This window comes from Mucilaginibacter panaciglaebae (genome assembly GCF_039539265.1).
Lineage (GTDB): Bacteria > Bacteroidota > Bacteroidia > Sphingobacteriales > Sphingobacteriaceae > Mucilaginibacter > Mucilaginibacter panaciglaebae.
In genome coordinates, this window is the sequence record NZ_BAABCV010000010.1 from 163,639 (window position 1) to 179,634 (window position 15,996).

Annotated in this window: 14 protein-coding genes and 1 tRNA gene; 11 read left to right on the forward strand and 4 right to left on the reverse strand. The window is 42.5% G+C overall.

All coding sequences use genetic code 11. The features are described from left to right. Positions 1-6: 6 nt before the first annotated feature. On the reverse strand, positions 7-2,946 hold the full coding sequence (locus ABD772_RS14600; protein WP_345105952.1) for a PVC-type heme-binding CxxCH protein: 2,940 nt from the start codon (positions 2,944-2,946) through the stop codon (positions 7-9). Between the two features lie 147 nt (positions 2,947-3,093). On the opposite strand from ABD772_RS14600, the gene ABD772_RS14605 reads away from it, so the two are divergent. Continuing rightward, the gene (locus ABD772_RS14605; protein ID WP_345105954.1) at positions 3,094-3,963 is read left to right on the forward strand and encodes an AraC family transcriptional regulator; all 870 of its coding nucleotides are present in this window, start codon (positions 3,094-3,096) and stop codon (positions 3,961-3,963) included. A 113-nt stretch (positions 3,964-4,076) separates the two neighbouring features. Here ABD772_RS14605 and ABD772_RS14610 read toward each other — a convergent pair. Then, positions 4,077-4,164, reverse strand: a tRNA-Ser gene (locus tag ABD772_RS14610). A gap of 324 nt (positions 4,165-4,488) precedes the next feature. Here ABD772_RS14610 and ABD772_RS14615 point away from each other — a divergent pair. The 7 genes from ABD772_RS14615 to ABD772_RS14645 all read left to right on the forward strand — a co-directional run bounded on the left by ABD772_RS14615 (position 4,489) and on the right by ABD772_RS14645 (position 10,529). After that, positions 4,489-5,460, forward strand: a complete 972-nt coding sequence (locus ABD772_RS14615) for a polyprenyl synthetase family protein (RefSeq protein WP_345105956.1) — start codon at positions 4,489-4,491, stop codon at positions 5,458-5,460. Beyond that, on the forward strand, positions 5,460-6,515 hold the full coding sequence (locus ABD772_RS14620; RefSeq protein ID WP_345105959.1) for a TerC/Alx family metal homeostasis membrane protein: 1,056 nt from the start codon (positions 5,460-5,462) through the stop codon (positions 6,513-6,515). Before ABD772_RS14615 ends, ABD772_RS14620 begins: the two co-directional genes overlap by 1 nt. Positions 6,516-6,598: 83 nt before the next feature. Then, complete coding sequence (gene cdaA, locus ABD772_RS14625) at positions 6,599-7,390, forward strand: diadenylate cyclase CdaA (protein WP_345105961.1); 792 nt, start codon at positions 6,599-6,601, stop codon at positions 7,388-7,390. A 53-nt stretch (positions 7,391-7,443) separates the two neighbouring features. Then, complete coding sequence (locus ABD772_RS14630) at positions 7,444-8,496, forward strand: hypothetical protein (RefSeq protein ID WP_345105964.1); 1,053 nt, start codon at positions 7,444-7,446, stop codon at positions 8,494-8,496. A 390-nt stretch (positions 8,497-8,886) separates the two neighbouring features. Next, complete coding sequence (locus tag ABD772_RS14635; protein ID WP_345105967.1) at positions 8,887-9,195, forward strand: ArsR/SmtB family transcription factor; 309 nt, start codon at positions 8,887-8,889, stop codon at positions 9,193-9,195. A gap of 12 nt (positions 9,196-9,207) precedes the next feature. Continuing rightward, on the forward strand, positions 9,208-9,669 hold the full coding sequence (locus tag ABD772_RS14640; RefSeq protein WP_345105970.1) for an SRPBCC family protein: 462 nt from the start codon (positions 9,208-9,210) through the stop codon (positions 9,667-9,669). Positions 9,670-9,680: 11 nt separating this feature from the next. After that, on the forward strand, positions 9,681-10,529 hold the full coding sequence (locus tag ABD772_RS14645) for an alpha/beta fold hydrolase (RefSeq protein WP_345105973.1): 849 nt from the start codon (positions 9,681-9,683) through the stop codon (positions 10,527-10,529). 113 nt (positions 10,530-10,642) lie between these two features. Here ABD772_RS14645 and ABD772_RS14650 read toward each other — a convergent pair whose 3' ends face one another. Continuing rightward, a complete protein-coding gene (locus ABD772_RS14650; RefSeq protein ID WP_345105992.1) occupies positions 10,643-11,290 on the reverse strand; it encodes an RNA polymerase sigma factor in 648 nt (215 codons plus the stop codon). Between the two features lie 96 nt (positions 11,291-11,386). On the opposite strand from ABD772_RS14650, the gene ABD772_RS14655 reads away from it, so the two are divergent. The 3 genes from ABD772_RS14655 (at position 11,387) to ABD772_RS14665 (ending at position 14,010) form a co-directional block, all read left to right on the forward strand. After that, a complete protein-coding gene (locus tag ABD772_RS14655; RefSeq protein WP_345105976.1) occupies positions 11,387-11,776 on the forward strand; it encodes a hypothetical protein in 390 nt (129 codons plus the stop codon). 3 nt (positions 11,777-11,779) lie between these two features. Beyond that, entirely contained in the window at positions 11,780-12,445 is a 666-nt protein-coding gene (locus ABD772_RS14660) for an FAD-binding oxidoreductase (protein ID WP_345105979.1), read from the forward strand. A gap of 359 nt (positions 12,446-12,804) precedes the next feature. Further along, positions 12,805-14,010, forward strand: a complete 1,206-nt coding sequence (locus ABD772_RS14665; RefSeq protein ID WP_345105981.1) for an SGNH/GDSL hydrolase family protein — start codon at positions 12,805-12,807, stop codon at positions 14,008-14,010. Positions 14,011-14,270: 260 nt separating this feature from the next. On the opposite strand, the gene ABD772_RS14670 is transcribed toward ABD772_RS14665, so the two are convergent. Continuing rightward, positions 14,271-15,809: a carboxylesterase/lipase family protein gene (locus ABD772_RS14670; protein WP_345105983.1), complete on the reverse strand. Its 1,539-nt coding sequence runs from the start codon at positions 15,807-15,809 to the stop codon at positions 14,271-14,273. Positions 15,810-15,996: the final 187 nt, after the last annotated feature.

Here is a 15,996-nt window from a genome sequence, read left to right on the forward strand (position 1 = left end):
AACAGATTATTTTACAACATGCATTAATCCGTTCATAATGCGCCAGTGGCCGGGGAACGAACATATAAAAGGATAATCGCCCGTATCAGCCGGTACACGAAATTTTAAAATCGTTTTTCCCTGCGGATCGATCAGTTTGGTCGACCATAATACTTCCGGCATTTTAGGAATGTAATTTTGCTCTAACCCTTTTGGATCTTGCGCCAGTTTATCGGCGGCGGCACCTACTTTTTCCAAGCTCCCTTTTTGCAGGATCAGCAAGTTGTGCTGCATAAAATCAGGATTTGAAAAATCAATCTCAACCAAACTTCCAGCTTTGACAGTGAAAGTTTTAGTGTCAAACTTCATTGCATTTTGCACCACATTTATTTTAACTATCTGATCTGGCCTGGCGTTAGACATCCGTGCTCTGTTATTTGCAGCAATATTGGCGGCTTTGATATCATCAGCTGCGCCTTTGACATGGGTTGCAATCGCCGCCTGTAAAGCTCTGCTGATCCAGTAATCATTCATGTTCTGCGGAACCTTCTGCATCGCCTGCAAGGTTGTACCCATTGCAGCTGACTGTGGCATATCGGCGATAGCTAAAATGGCAGCCAACCGGGTGTTCAAATTAACATCATTTAAAAGCCCTGCATTTTGAATAGCTGACATTGATTTTATGGTAGACGGCAATACTTGCAAAGCCGCCTTCCTAACACCTGCTGACGGGTGCCTTAAGGCTTCTTCAACCACAGTTATCGCTTGCTGGTCTGAACCATCCAGAAGACCCAATCCTTTCAGCGTCCATAACGCATGTATGGCGGCTGCGTTAATGCCAATAGCATCCATGTCTTTATTTTGGATTAGTGTATATAGTTTTGGCGCTACTTGCTTATAGCCCCCTTCCACTATCAGCCTTTGTGCGGTCATTCGCCAAAACATATTGTCGTTTTGTAGTGCCGCTACCAATTGATCGGGATTGTTTTTATCCAGCTTTTTAACGGTCGATGGTTTTGCATTGTCATAAACTATCCGGTAAATACGGCCATGTGTGCGGTCGCGTAATGGGTTGATATAAGCGTTACCCTTACCGTTTTCAAATCCTTTAGGTGTGGGGTTGTGCTGGATAATGAAGTTGTACCAGTCGGCCACCCATATTGCGCCATCGGGTCCAACTTCAGACTGCACCGGGGCCAACCATTCATCGGCACTCGCTAAAAAGTTCCAACCGTCTTTTTCTTTAAAGCCCGATCCGTCCGGTTCCAATATAGCCCGGTGCACTACACGTCCGGTAGGCTCATTCACAAATGCTATACGATTCCAGTATTCTGGTGGAAAATTGCGCGCGGTATAAAGGTTATGCCCGGCGGCAGCTGTAAAACCGTCATGAACATCTACTTGTCTTAAGTTTTTGGTGACCACGTGCATGTTATAATGACCGTCAATCTTTAAAACAGAAGTCATAGGCGGCATACCAATCTTATTAATGTAGGATAATGGCATACCCAGGTAGTCACTATGCGAATTGTTGGCTGTTGATATAAACACGTCGTTGTTCTCTGAAAATCCTAAGCCCCAGGTGTTGTTGCTGGTTGCGCCCATGTGCTCCATGTGTTTGCCATCGGGTGTAAAGCGATACGCGGCCTGTGAGAAGTCGAAATGCTCCCCGCCAACGTCACCTTTAAATCCTGAATAGCCAACTGTTCCCCAAATTTTGTTGTCAAAGCCATAATGCAGATTAGACGGGCCCGCATGCGTATCAAACTTACCCCAACCCGAGATCAGTTTTTCTCGAACATCGGCTTTATCATCACCGTTTGTATCCTTCAGAAAAATAAAATCAGGAGCCTGTGCAATGATTACGCCACCATTGGCAAATACGATGCTGGTCGGAATATTAAGCTTGTCAGCAAAAATGGTAAACTTATCAGCTTTGCCGTCGCCATTGGTGTCTTCGCAAATTTTGATGCGGTCATGGGCTTCAGCCGGGTTGCTGATTATAGTGTTCGGATAATCAATCGTCTCCAATATCCAAAGGCGACCGCGCTCATCCCAAGCCATTGCAATAGGCTTTTCTATGTCTGGTTCTGAAGCAAATAATTCCATTTTGAAACCAACAGGTATTTGAGTTATAAGCTGTGATTGCGCAGGCGAAAGCGGTGCTTGTAACTTCGGTGCCGGATTTCGGTTTTCGTAATTTGGTATATCAGCAATTGTATAAGCCGGGTCAGGCTTTGAAAGTTTATCGAGGTCTTTCCCGGCTTTTTTGCCTACTGCCCATATAGTTCCGTTTTCCAGCAGTTTTAAGAATTCCGGATTTTTCCAGGTATGCTCATCATGCCCGTAAGCTGTATAAAACACGCGCCCCTTGCCGTAGTTATTTATCCAGGTATAAGGTTCATGATGATTACCTTCAACGCGTTCAGTCAGCACGTGTATATTCTTATTGATCTTAGTATGCACATAGGTTTCATCCCAGGTATTGAACGGTTCAATACCTTTCATAATTTGGTGTTTCTTATCAACAATCACGGTAGTGAAAGTGTCCGTTTTATGGGTACTGAACTGCCCCCCTACCATTTTAACGTACTCTGCTGAATTGCGAAAACAAAAAGACGCACAATGAATGGGTATGAATCCCTTACCACTTTTTACAAAATCCAGCAAAGCACTCTCCTGCGAAGCGGAAACAGTATCGTAATTCGCGTACAACATTAATCCATCATACTTTGAAAGGTTGGCCTGATTAAGGTCGTCCGGGTTGTTGGTATAGGTAATATTGATGCCATCTTTAAAAAAAGACTGCTGCACGATCTCGGCCAGTTTTTCAGACAAGTGATGGTTGGCAGTGTGCCCCAGAAACAAGATCTCCAATCTATGCGGAGGATCTCTTTTTATTAACGTACCTTTTAAATTAATAACAGCCGCCAGACAAATCACGGCCAGGACCAAATACTTTTTCATGAAAATGAGCTAAATAGGTTTCTACTTAATTGGTGAATTAGGTATAAAGCAAATATGGTAATGAAACCTTTTTCTTTTTTATCTAATTCTGACTGTTTTTTATCATTAAATATTTAGTTTTATGTTTTTTTAAGTCAATAATAACTTATGAAAGCAGCTGTTCACAAGTCTCCCATACCTGATTCACAAGTATTTATTGTTAAATACTTAGAAGATCAATATTTTGACCCTGTTTGGCACTCGCATTCGGAATACCAGCTGTTTGTTCCGTTAGAAGGAAATGGTACACGATTTATTGGTGATAGTATAAAATCATTTGGACCAAATGAATTGATATTAACAGGCTCTAATCTGCCGCACTTGTGGCGAAGCGACGAGGCATATTTTGAAAGAAACAGTTCCTTGAAAATTAGTGGAATAGTAATTTACCTGCAGGAAGGTTTGCTTGGCGAACATTTGATGAAGAAAGAGGAAATGCTGCAATTAAATAAGCTCTTTAAACGATCTTCTCGTGGGTTAGAATTTTATGGTGATGTAAAGCAAAAGGTTATAGTAATGATGAAGGAGCTTTTACAACTAAAAGGGTTAGATGCGTTTATTCATCTCCTAAAAATTTTAAATCTGCTGTCTTCGACGAAAGAATATCATTACATATCTCACAATGAATATGTCGACCCATTCAAGGAAAATGAAACTGACAGAATGAGCAGGGTGTACGAATACATATTGAAAAACTACCGCAAAAAAATACATCAAAATGAGTTGGCTGATTTACTATGTATGACATCAACCTCATTCAGTCGTTATTTTACCACAGTTAATAATAAAAACTTCGCCAGATTCATTAGTGAACTTAGAATCAAGCACGCCTGCAAGCTATTAACAGAAACTGATCTGAGCATTGCAACAATTGCAGAAAAGTCTGGCTTTAAAACGCTGTCTAACTTTAACAAGCAATTTAAAGAAGAAATGAATACAAAGCCATCTGACTATAGACAGGAATTTTTGAATATATGAAGCCAATTGTAATTACTGTCAGATAAGTCGCAAAGTAAGCATTGCCCGAAATTTGCAATGTTGAAGAAACAAAGCTCAAATGATTGTTATCAATCACTTGAATTTTGAAGTTGCGGAGAGGGAGGGATTCGAACCCTCGATACGCTTTTGACGTATACACACTTTCCAGGCGTGCTCTTTCGACCACTCAGACACCTCTCCGTTTTATTTGTAAGTCGTACTATCGTACTAAGTAATAGTCCAACTAATCTCTGAGCCTGCAAATGTAAAATAATATCGTGCCATCGCATAAAAAAAAAGCGGAGCATTTCCCAATGCTCCGCTTTTTCAAAAAATAACCAAAAACTATAATACCACTTTGTTACGGCTCTGCTGTAACGTCCATGTATTATTTAGAGCAGTTGGTGTAGCATTGGTTTAATTGTGGTCGAAATTTATATTGCAGCAATACAGATAAAGTTTTTTTGGCTTATGTTTGTTGCGGTAACCAGACACATAGTTGGCCCGTAAAATTCTATCTGTTTAATGCTGAGCATCAACGAGATCAAACAACCCATTGCTGCTGATATTGACGCTTTTGAGGAGCGCTTTAAAGCCTCTATGCAAAGCTCAGTGCCGTTGCTTGACCGTATTACTCATTACATTGTAAAACGCAAAGGCAAGCAAATCAGACCCATGTTTGTCTTTTTCTCGGCCAGCATTTGTGGAGGTATTAATGAGTCGACACATCGCGGGGCGGCACTTGTTGAACTGCTGCACACCGCAACCCTGGTGCATGACGACGTGGTGGATAATTCTTACCAACGCCGCAGCTTTTTCTCTATCAACGCCTTATGGAAAAATAAGATTGCCGTTTTAGTGGGCGATTACTTGCTGTCAAAAGGATTGTTACTGTCAATCGACAACGGTGACTTTACACTGCTTAAAATTGTATCAGAAGCAGTAAAGCAAATGAGTGAAGGCGAATTACTGCAGATGGAAAAGGTACGACGCATGGATATTGGCGAGCCTGTTTATTATGAAGTCATCCGGCAGAAAACGGCATCTCTGATTGCCGCCTGCTGTGCCTGCGGGGCTGCTTCGGCCGGAGCTGCCGAAGCCATTATAGAAAAAATGCGTCTGTTTGGCGAGAAAATAGGTATTGCATTCCAGATTAAGGACGACATGTTTGATTTTGGCACAGATGATGTAGGTAAGCCGCTGGGGATTGATATTAAAGAAAAGAAAGTAACATTACCCCTGATTTACGCTTTAAACAATTGCACTGCCAGTGAGAAAAAGCAGATCATCAACCTGGTTAAAAATCATAACGACGAGCCCGAGAAAATTGCAGCCATCATCAGTTTTGTAACCCGGGCCGGAGGATTGCAGTATGCTGAAACCCAAATGAAAAAATACAGGGACGAAGCTTTTGAGATATTAAATACCTTCCCCGATAGCAGTGCCCGCCAGGGGTTGGAACAATTGGTGAGATTTACAACAGAACGCGACAAATAGTGACAAACGAACTTTTATTTATAGCTGGTTTCCTGGTCTTCATTTTTATTATGATGGCTATGGACCTGGGCCTTTTTGGCAAATCTGATAAGCCGGTAAGCTTGAAACAAGCCGGCTTTATGAGTGCAGTTTGGGTTAGCTTTGCCCTCGGGTTTTATGTGCTGATTTTAAACTACGGACAATTGCTTCACCATGTAGACAGTTTTGCTGCGCTGCGGGACGTCAACATCAAAAACTTTCATCAGCTCAAACTAAACCCCAATGATTGGGGAGGTAGTTTAGATTTGTACCGCAAAAATCTTGGCCTTGAGTTTTTAACCGGTTATGTAGTCGAGTACGCATTATCGGTAGATAACATCTTTGTGATGGTGCTCATATTTACAGCTTTTGGGGTCGAGCCCAGATATTATCATAAGGTACTATTATGGGGTATTATCGGTGCGGTGGTGATGCGTTTTTTATTCATTTTCGTAGGTGCGGCTTTAATCGAACAATTTCATTGGGTGTTATACCTGTTTGGGGCGTTTTTGGTTTATACTGGTGTCACTATGTTCATTAACCGCAACCAGCAGGAAAGCATCGACCCCGAAAATCATAAAGTAGTAAAACTGGCTTCCAGGTATTTTTCGGTACACCCTAAATTTGAGGGGAATAAGTTTTTTGTTAAGATCAATAAAAAGAAATTTATCACCCCGCTGTTCTTAGTATTGCTTATAATTGAGGTTACCGATTTGGTTTTCGCTGTCGATTCTATACCGGCGATATTCTCGGTCACTAAGGACCCTTATATCGTTTTCTTCTCTAATATTTTTGCCATCATGGGGCTACGCTCTATGTTCTTTTTGCTGGTAAACATTATTGATAAGTTCCATTATTTAAAAGTAGGGCTAGCAGTGTTACTGGCATTTATCGGCCTAAAAATGCTATTGGCCAACTATGTTGACCAGATAGGTTTAACTACAGGGCGCTCGCTGTTGATAATCCTGGCAATTTTGGTAATCAGTATCGTTTCCTCATTGCTTTTTCCAAAAAAGCCTGAAATAAAAAAAGCATAAAGCAAATAACATATTGGTGTAAAGAGGCAGGAGTATCTCAAATCAAATATCTCAAATCTCGTATCTATCTATTAACTTAGCGTATGCACGGTTTAGATCTTAGCCTTTTTAAAATAACACCGCTTAACGTATTAGATATACTGCTGGTAGCATTCCTGATCTACCAGTTATACAACCTTATCCGTGGCACCATTGCTGTTAATATTTTAATAGGAATGGCGGTAATTTACGCGCTGTATTTCGTGGTAAATTTGCTGCAAATGCGCTTACTTACCGAAATACTGGGGTATTTCAGGGATGTTGCCGTTATAATTATTATAGTGGTATTTCAGCAGGAGATACGGCGGTTCTTACTGTTGGTGGGTAAAAACGCCTCGTTGCAGCGCAATAAAGCCTGGTGGCGTTATTTCTTTGGCAAGGCTCAGGCCGAAAAGAACAATTACGCCCGCATTAAGCCTATTATTGATGCCTGTAAATCACTCAAACAAACCCGCACAGGTGCACTCATTGTATTTGCCAAGTATTATGACGAGCAATTCTATCAAAACAGCTGCGAGGTAATGGATGCCAAGATATCCAAACGGCTGCTCGAAAGTATATTCCAAAAAACCAGTCCGCTGCATGATGGGGCTGTGGTAATTGCCGAGAATAAAATTAAATCGGCCAGTTGTATTTTGCCTTTGACCGATAAGGTTGATCTGCCTGCCCAATTTGGTTTGCGCCATCGCGCCGGTATAGGTGTAACCGAAGCCAATGAAGCTACTGCCATCATCGTATCCGAAGAAACCGGCGAGCTATCCTACGCTAAACAGGGACGCGTAAAAATGAATATCAGCTTTGCTGAGTTAGAAAAACTGTTAAATAAGGATTTTTAGTTTATCGGTGTTGCCTGCAGATTAAATCGGCACATCATTTTTATTATAATCACATGAAATATATCCATAGCTTGCTCTCCAGTACATTTATCGTCGTTATTTTGGCGTCATTTAATTCGCCAAATGTAGTTACTGTAGCTGAGGGCCAACAGCCGCAGATTAGCCTAGACAATACAGGAATTATCAGGATAGTATTTGGCAGAAGCGACAGCATATTTTGCTCGGCATCTGCTAATAAAGGCAAAACATTTGGTAAAGCTGTTTTAGTTGGTGTAGTAAAGAACATGCATTTAGGCATGGCCAGAGGCCCGCAGTTTGCCAGTTCCGCTCATTATAGCGTCATCACCGCAATGGACAAAACTGGTAATATTCATTTCTTTTTGCTTAACAATCAAAAAGGAAGGTGGCAAGACAAAGGCCTGGTGAATGATATTAAAGCCGTCGCTCCAGAGGGATTGATGAATATAGCTTGTGACAACCGGGATAACTTTTATGCAACCTGGCTTGATCTGCGGCTAAATAAGCGCAATAATATTTTCTTTTCTTCGTTACCCGCCGGACATACGCACTGGCTCAAAAATACATTAGTTTATCAATCGCCTGACGAGCATGTTTGTGAGTGTTGCAGGCCCAGCATTACGGTTAAAGGAACAAACGTAGCTATTATGTTTCGTAACTGGTTAAACGGGTCGCGCGATCTATATTTGGCAACCTCGGCCAATAAAGGACAAACCTTTAAAAGCGCGGTAAAACTAGGAGCCGGCACCTGGAAATTAAATGCCTGCCCCATGGACGGAGGCGGGTTGAGCTTTAATGCCGACAATACCATCAACACAACCTGGCAAAGGCAGGGAACGGTTTACTATTGCAAATTTGGCGAATACGAAAGAGATCTTGGCAGCGGACGTGATTGCAGCATCAGCTCAAATGGAAACGAAACCCTGGTGTCAATGAGTGAGGGCGGTAACTTAAAATATAAAAACCTGCAAACTAACAAAGAAACTGCCGTAGGTAAAGGAAGTTACCTGAAAACAATGATTCTCCCCGATAACAGTGTTCTGTGTGTTTGGGAGGAAAACCATGAAATTAAAAGCCGGGTAATTTAAAAGAATAAGAATTGAACCATTCAAATAATTCACCACTTGAATGCCTTTGCATGTTGTTAAAGACAACAAGAGCGAAAGGCTGATCTGCTTACCCAATTTTGTTTGCATCATCGCAACGGCATTGCACCACCGCAATCAACGAAGCTACCGCCATCAGCGCGTGTCAAAAGGCACCGGTGAGATATCTACACCAAGCAGGGCGGCGTAAAAACTAGCTTTTGCGGTTTTCCTAATCGTATTTAACTTTTTTAACGCATTGACTAGAATCGCTAAATTTTAAAGAGGTCAATTATATTATATACCCCCCTTTATTTCATTTTAAGTATTTCCAAAAAAAGTTGCGCAAGTAAATACTTGCATTTATATTTGCAAGCACTTACTTGCATATTAATGAAAGCACGAAGAGATGTTTATCAGGCTATTGCCGACCCCACCCGCCGGGCCATTGTAGATATGCTGGCCTCGCAGCCGCATAATATGAATGCCATAGCCGACCAATTCTCTATGACCCGGCAGGCCATTTCATTACATGTAAAGATTTTGGCCGCCTGCGGGCTGGTTAGTATGAAGCGCGCCGGCCGTGAACATATTTGCGAAGTAAAGCTCGATGCTTTAAGCGAGGTTGATGCCTGGATAAGCCAATATCGTAAGCATTATGAAGACAAACTGGACAACTTAAATAAATATTTACAAACCTAAAACAGGAAAGATATGGAAAACAAAGCAAATAGTAACACAGCAGATCGGGAGCTACTGATAACCAAAGAGCTGGACGCCCCTATAGACCTGGTATGGGAAGCCTGGAGTAACCCTCAACACATTTGTAACTGGTGGGGGCCAAATGGATTTACCTGCACCATAAGCAAAATGGATTTAAGACCAGGCGGCGAATGGAACCTGGTGCTGCACGGTCCGGATGGTACAGACTATAAAAATCACAGCATTTTTGAGGACATTATCCCCCAACAAAAAATAGTTTACCGCCATGAAAGCAGCCCTAAGTTTTTGGCAACTATATCGTTTGAAGATCGCGGTGAGCAAACTTTCATTAGCTGGCGTATGCTGTTTGACACCCATGAAGACTTTATACAGACCGTAAAAACTTTCAAAGCCGACGAAGGATTAAAACAAAACATTGTTAAACTACAGGATTACCTGCTTGGTATGAAATAAAGACAAGAATTATGAAAAATCAATTATTTACTTGCCTGTTGTCGCTGTTTGCAGCACTACCGGCAATTGGGCAACAACCAAAAAGCTCTGCAGGGGGCCATGCTCCGGTAAACGGCATACAAATGTATTATGAAATACATGGCACCGGCAATATTCCGTTGGTGTTAATACACGGTGGCGGCTCGACCATCGAAACAAGCTTTAGTAAACTGCTGCCGCTTTTGGCCAAACACTACAAAGTCATAGCTGTAGAGTTACAGGCACACGGCCGTACCAGCGACCGTAACAAACCAGAATCATTTACGCAGGACGCCGATGACGTAGCCGGTTTACTTAAATATCTTCAAGTAAGTAAAGCAAACCTGCTTGGATTTAGCAACGGTGGCAGTACTGCCCTACAAGTAGCTATACGCCACCCTCATTTGGTAAACAAAATTATTGCAATATCTGCCGCCACTAAGCGCGGCGGTTTGATTGATGGCTTTTTTAAAGGATTTGAGGGCGCCAAACTAAGCAGTATGCCTAAACCTTTACAAGACGGCTATCTGAAGGTAAACAAAGGCAACAAAAAAGGACTGCAAACCATGTTTAACCGCGATGTAGAACGCATGAAAAACTTTCATGACTGGCCCGATGACGACCTGCGACATATTAAAGCCCCTACGCTCTTGATATCGACAGACCGGGACGTGATAAAACCCGAACACACCCTGGAGTTGGCCAGCTTAATACCGCATGCGCATGCCATGATCTTACCGGGCGTACATGGCGAATTTTTTGGCGAGATATGTTCGCCGCATGCCGATACCAAAATGATAGAAGCCACAGGATTAATGCTGCAAAGTTTTATTGATAAATAGCTTATAAATACCGGAAAGGCGATCTCAAACAGGTCGCCTTTCTGTTAATATTCGACCGTTGCTTTTATAGCCAGGTCTGTACCAAAAGGCATAAAGTAAATAATGGAAATTGGTTATTTCAAAATTTCGTTCATCACATAATTAACAATAACGTCGCATCGTACCAGGTTAAACTCGTATAGCTCCTGTGGTTGCCAGTAGTTGTTCAACTCGGCCCTAAGCATATCCTTTGCGCGGTTCAATCTTATCTTTACGTTCGATTCGCCAATGTTTAGCGCCTCCATAGTTTCGTTAGTACTCATACCCTGCACTTCTCGCATTACAAACACCATCCTGTATTTTTCTGGCAGGGTACTTACGGCGCGCTCCAGCAACAATTTAAGTTCTTTGTTCATCAGACTATTTAATGGAGTATAGTCGTCATGATCTATATAATTATTTTCCATAAGGGTACGCTCCTGTTTCTGTTTGCGCTTTTTGTGCAGCAGGCTTTCATTGATCAATATCCGGGTGAGCCAGGTGTTAAAAGTCGACCGCTGTTTAAAATTTGCCAATTGTCTGAAAGCATTCAGATAGGCGGTTTGCATTATATCCTCGGCTTCTTTATCGTCATTGATAATAGACATGCTTATGCGATACAATTGCTGGTTATACTTACGCATCAATTTTTCATATAAGCGTGTCTCGCCGCTCAATATTTTATTTACAATTTCTTCGTCGCTCATTTTATTCAGAACAATGTTTTTGCCAGCTATAGTAATAGAGAATTAATTTTTCAAAGCGTTACAATTTAAAACAAATAAATTTTGTAACCCTTTTTAAATAGCCTGTCTCTAATAGATATCAATTTAGCAAAAATGGAAACATCAACAAAAAATGTCGAAACAGTAAAGACCGTACTTAAGCTAACTTACGGTTTGGTACCTATTGTGGCAGGTGCCGATAAATTCACTAATCTTTTAACCGACTGGAGCCAATACCTGCATCCGGCGGTAAAGTCTATGCTGCCTTTTAGCGATCATATCTTTATGATGATTGTTGGAATTATAGAGGTTATTGCAGGTATACTTGTATTAACAGCCACACAAAAGGGCGCCTATTTAGTAAGTATTTGGCTAGTGCTGATTGCGTTAAATTTAGTTGCAACCGGAAGTTATCTGGATGTTGCTGTACGCGATATAGTAATGGCTATAGGCGCATTCTCATTGGCCAAACTTTCAACCGAAAACAGCCCGGCGGTAAATTAACCTATGGAAAAACATGTTGTAAAAATATTATCAACCAATTATCTAACACATAATGTAAAGCATTTTGTGGTGGAGAAACCTGCGGGCTATACTTACACCGCTGGCCAGGCTACTGATGTGTCCATCAACCAGGCCGGACTCGAAGATGAACTCAGACCTTTTACATTTACATCTTTAACCGATAGCGAGCATTTGGAGTTTGTTATCAAAGTATACAAAGGTCATGATGGCATTACCGAAAAACTAGGTCAGCTTAAGCCAGGTGATGAGCTGATACTACATGAGGTTTTTGGTGCGATCAATTATAAAGGCCCGGGCATATTCATAGCCGGCGGAGCAGGTATTACACCATTTCTCGCAATACTAAGGTCTATACAGCAAACTGCCGATCTGTCTAAATGCACTTTACTGTTTGCCAACCATACTGAAGATGATATCATCCTTAAAGACGAACTTAGACAAATGCTGAACAGCCATTTGATCAATGTGCTTAGTCATCCTAAATCTGGCGCGCAAAAAAAATACATCAATAAAGAATTGCTTTCTCAGTTCACCAGTTCAGATGGCCGTTACTACTATGTATGCGGCCCCGACCAGCTTACCGCCGATATGATAAATATCCTGCATGAGCTTAATGTCAAGGACGATAGGATCGTGATAGAACAATAGCATACAACCCCTAATACAAGTTGCCACTGTTTAATGATAAGATTGGTTCGGTTTGAGCCAATCTTTTTTGTTTTTTGCCACAAGTATAAGGTACCTTAGTATTGCTCAAATTCCTAAACTATGGTAGATGATGTAAAACGCTACCGGGATGAACTCCAAATTCTTAATCTAACAGAGAAATATCCGGGCACAAAGCTGACACCCATTGGAATAATGAATTGGGGCAGAGAATGCTTTCTGCACGATCTATCAGGAATATTGTGGCATTTTGGCCAGTTTAATTGATCAAGTTGCCAAAAAAGGTAAACATACCATCAACAAATTAGCACAACTTTACCATTGTTTAACCGTCTATAACGATGACTAAAAAGATATTAACCGGTTTTCTGTTTATCTCCCTGATGTTTTTTCAGGCCTCGGCTCAGGTAAAGCGGTTGCCTTTCAGTAACTATATCGCTACCCGAGGTGGTCTGGTCAATACCCGACAAGCCATCAGCAACCAACAAGAAGTTACAGTAGCTTTTTTGGGGGGCTCTATTACGTTTAATCCCGGCTGGCGGCAGATGGTATGCGGGTATCTGAAAGACACATTCCCACAAACCAAGTTCAGGTTTATTGCAGCAGGAATTCCATCATTAGGCAGCCTGCCTCATGCTTTCAGGTTGCAACGTGATATGCTCGACTCGGGCAAAGTCGATTTGTTATTTGTCGAAGCAGCCGTAAACGACCAGGTAAACAGTACAGACAGCATTACCCAGGTAAAATCATTGGAAGGCATTGTCAGGCACGTTATTAAAAGCAATCCATATATGGACATTGTTATGATGTCATTTGCCGACCCCGATAAAACCAGTACTTATCAAAAAGGCGGTGTCCCTACGTCAATAGCTAATCATGAGTTGGTGGCAGCTCATTACAATTTGCCATCCATCAACTTAGCTAAAGCCGTTGCCGACAAACTGGCTAATAATGAATTTAGCTGGGAAAAAGATTTTAAGGATTTACACCCCGCTCCCTTTGGGCAACGCATGTATTTTGAGGCTATCAAAACCTTGCTGACAGACCAACTGAGCCCGGATAAAAACCCGGATAAACCCGTTAAGCGCAACCTGGCAAAGATAACCATGCTTAACCCGCACAGCTTTACCAACGGCAGCTACCTGGATATCTCTAAAGCCCAACCAGGTGCCGGCTGGACGCTCAACCCTAACTGGACACCAACCGATAAGTTAGACACCCGCGAGGGCTTTGTTAAAGTACCGATGCTGGTTACCAACACACCCGGTTCAGCATTGACGCTAAAATTTAACGGCAACGCGGTAGGGATGGCGATCATATCGGGGGCTGATGCCGGAATTGTTGACTACGTAATTGACGGTGGCGATATAAAGCATATTGACCTGTTTACGCAATGGAGCACTTTTATTCATTTACCCTGGTATGTTCTATTTGACAGCGGATTAAAGAAAGGCGCACACACTTTACAGCTAACCGTAAGCGACCGCAAAAACCCAAAAAGCCTCGGCAACGCCTGTCGTATAGTTCATTTTTTAGTGAATAACTGATAGCAGTGTTTCACTTAAAAAATGAAACACTTGAAACACTTTTTTGATGTAAGCACCTTAAAATAAGGCGATTAACAAAACAGGGTGAAACACTTTGAAACAGTAGCAACGCTTTAGGTAAAGCTGTTTAAACTTCTGTTTATCAGAAAGTTATACCATTTTAGAGTACTGCAGATTTTTGTCAGTGAAACACCCTGGGTGAAACACTTCAAAAGCCTGCACACCTCCATTGTGCAGGCTTTCTCTTAGTTATAACTGTGTTACTTATTAAAAAATGAATCCATTACCGCATAGCGTTTTGCATCGGCAATTGGTTGCTGCCGGCTATCCTGGTTAATGACCATAAATTTGCTGCCTTTTACCGTATCCCACAATGGCAGACCGTTGCCGTTGGGGTTGCCGGTTTTCACAAAGTTTACAAAAAAGTTTTGCAGGGTCTCTGATGTTTTAAAATCGTCGGGCGTCCAGGCGTAAACTTTGTTGGTTGGCAAATTACCCAACGCATACTCGATCTCCGAGGCGTGGGCTGCGCCCGGCGAGTGCTCTACCGCACCGGCAGGCGCGTTAGCCATAATAGGGCGGCGTTTGTTAAAGAAATAGCGGTATACCGGTTTATGGCCGGTTTTGCTTTGCATGTCGATGAATTTCCAGGTGGCGTAAGCAATAAACCGATCTGATGCCAGGTTAGTAGCGGCCTGCGTTACGTCCGCATCTGTCGCTGCGGGATAGGCGCCCAGGATATCTTGCGCGCGGTCTTTATATAACCTTTCTATGCCGGCTTTGTAGTTATCGACTGTAGGTTCTGACCGGCCTAAAATACCATTCGGACCACTCTCTGCCGAGTTCCAGCCCGCCAGTAAAGACACGTCCATTTGTTTACCTGCTGCAAAAATTGCTTGCGGCGTTTCAGGCAAAAAGTACCCGTCGACATCGGTTCCAAAATGTCCCCGAGCCGACCATTTTAATAAGGTATCAGCCGGAATTTTACGCAAATCGGCTAATGATCTGGCACCGATCGAGGTCGCAAATTTTACACCGTACTCCTCGGCATCAGCCCGTGGGGTTGGCGATAGATTGCCCAGTAACGACCCGCTTTCGCCTATAGCTGCCCTGAATAATCCTTTTGACAGCGGCGATGCCACTTGCCCGCATACAGACATGGAACCCGCCGACTCACCGCCTATAGTTACTTTAGACGCATCGCCGCCAAAGGCGGCAATATTTTTCTGCACCCAAACCAGTGCCGCGTGCTGATCCATCAAACCATAATTGCCTGACGCGTGGTGCGGCGATTCGGCAGTTAACTCAGGATGCGCCATGAACCCAAAAATACCTAAACGATAATTCACCGTAACAGTGATAATTCCTTTTTTAGCAAGCGCTTCGCCATCGTAGCGATATTCAGAGCCATCACCCGCCTGAAATCCTCCTCCATAAAAATAAACCAGTACTGGCAATTTTGAGCCTTTAGCCCGAGGTGGCGCCCAAACGTTGAGGTACAGGCAGTCCTCGCTTTTGCCATCGCTCCTAAACTGCATATCACTGTAAATGTAACGCTGCATAGCCTGCGGACCGAAATGGTCGGCTTTGCGTACGCCGGTCCAGTTTTTAGGTGCCTGAGGTTCTTTCCAGCGCAGATCGCCAACAGGCGGCTGCGCAAACGGCACGCCTTTGTATGATACTATGCCGCTGGCTTCTTTAACGCCTTCTAAAGTGCCATTGGCCGTTTTAACCTGCGGGTTTTGCGCATAGGCAGTCATACCTAACATGCTTAGTGCTATCAAAAATATCTTCTTCATGGTTTGATTAGGGTTGATGATCGGTTTAACAAATTTAATATTTGCGGGGAGAATTAAAAATGTCATCCTATGTTTGCATAGGAGTTGTTTGAATGATAAATAAGAATAATTTTATTGCAGAAGAAAAAGGTAAAGAGAAAAGATTAAGACGTGTCATTAGGCTCTGGAAAGCCTGTTCGCAATGCTA

Bases quoted from the DNA above. Each gene is read 5' to 3' on its own strand.
- ABD772_RS14645 (WP_345105973.1), top strand. From the start codon at position 9,681: ATGAAAAATCAATTATTTACTTGCCTGTTGTCGCTGTTTGCAGCACTA.
- ABD772_RS14600 (WP_345105952.1), bottom strand. From the start codon at position 2,946: ATGAAAAAGTATTTGGTCCTGGCCGTGATTTGTCTGGCGGCTGTTATT.
- ABD772_RS14655 (WP_345105976.1), top strand. From the start codon at position 11,387: ATGGAAACATCAACAAAAAATGTCGAAACAGTAAAGACCGTACTTAAG.
- cdaA (WP_345105961.1), top strand. From the start codon at position 6,599: ATGCACGGTTTAGATCTTAGCCTTTTTAAAATAACACCGCTTAACGTA.
- ABD772_RS14605 (WP_345105954.1), top strand. From the start codon at position 3,094: ATGAAAGCAGCTGTTCACAAGTCTCCCATACCTGATTCACAAGTATTT.
- ABD772_RS14640 (WP_345105970.1), top strand. From the start codon at position 9,208: ATGGAAAACAAAGCAAATAGTAACACAGCAGATCGGGAGCTACTGATA.
- ABD772_RS14630 (WP_345105964.1), top strand. From the start codon at position 7,444: ATGAAATATATCCATAGCTTGCTCTCCAGTACATTTATCGTCGTTATT.
- ABD772_RS14635 (WP_345105967.1), top strand. From the start codon at position 8,887: ATGAAAGCACGAAGAGATGTTTATCAGGCTATTGCCGACCCCACCCGC.
- ABD772_RS14660 (WP_345105979.1), top strand. From the start codon at position 11,780: ATGGAAAAACATGTTGTAAAAATATTATCAACCAATTATCTAACACAT.
- ABD772_RS14670 (WP_345105983.1), bottom strand. From the start codon at position 15,809: ATGAAGAAGATATTTTTGATAGCACTAAGCATGTTAGGTATGACTGCC.
- ABD772_RS14615 (WP_345105956.1), top strand. From the start codon at position 4,489: ATGCTGAGCATCAACGAGATCAAACAACCCATTGCTGCTGATATTGAC.
- ABD772_RS14665 (WP_345105981.1), top strand. From the start codon at position 12,805: ATGACTAAAAAGATATTAACCGGTTTTCTGTTTATCTCCCTGATGTTT.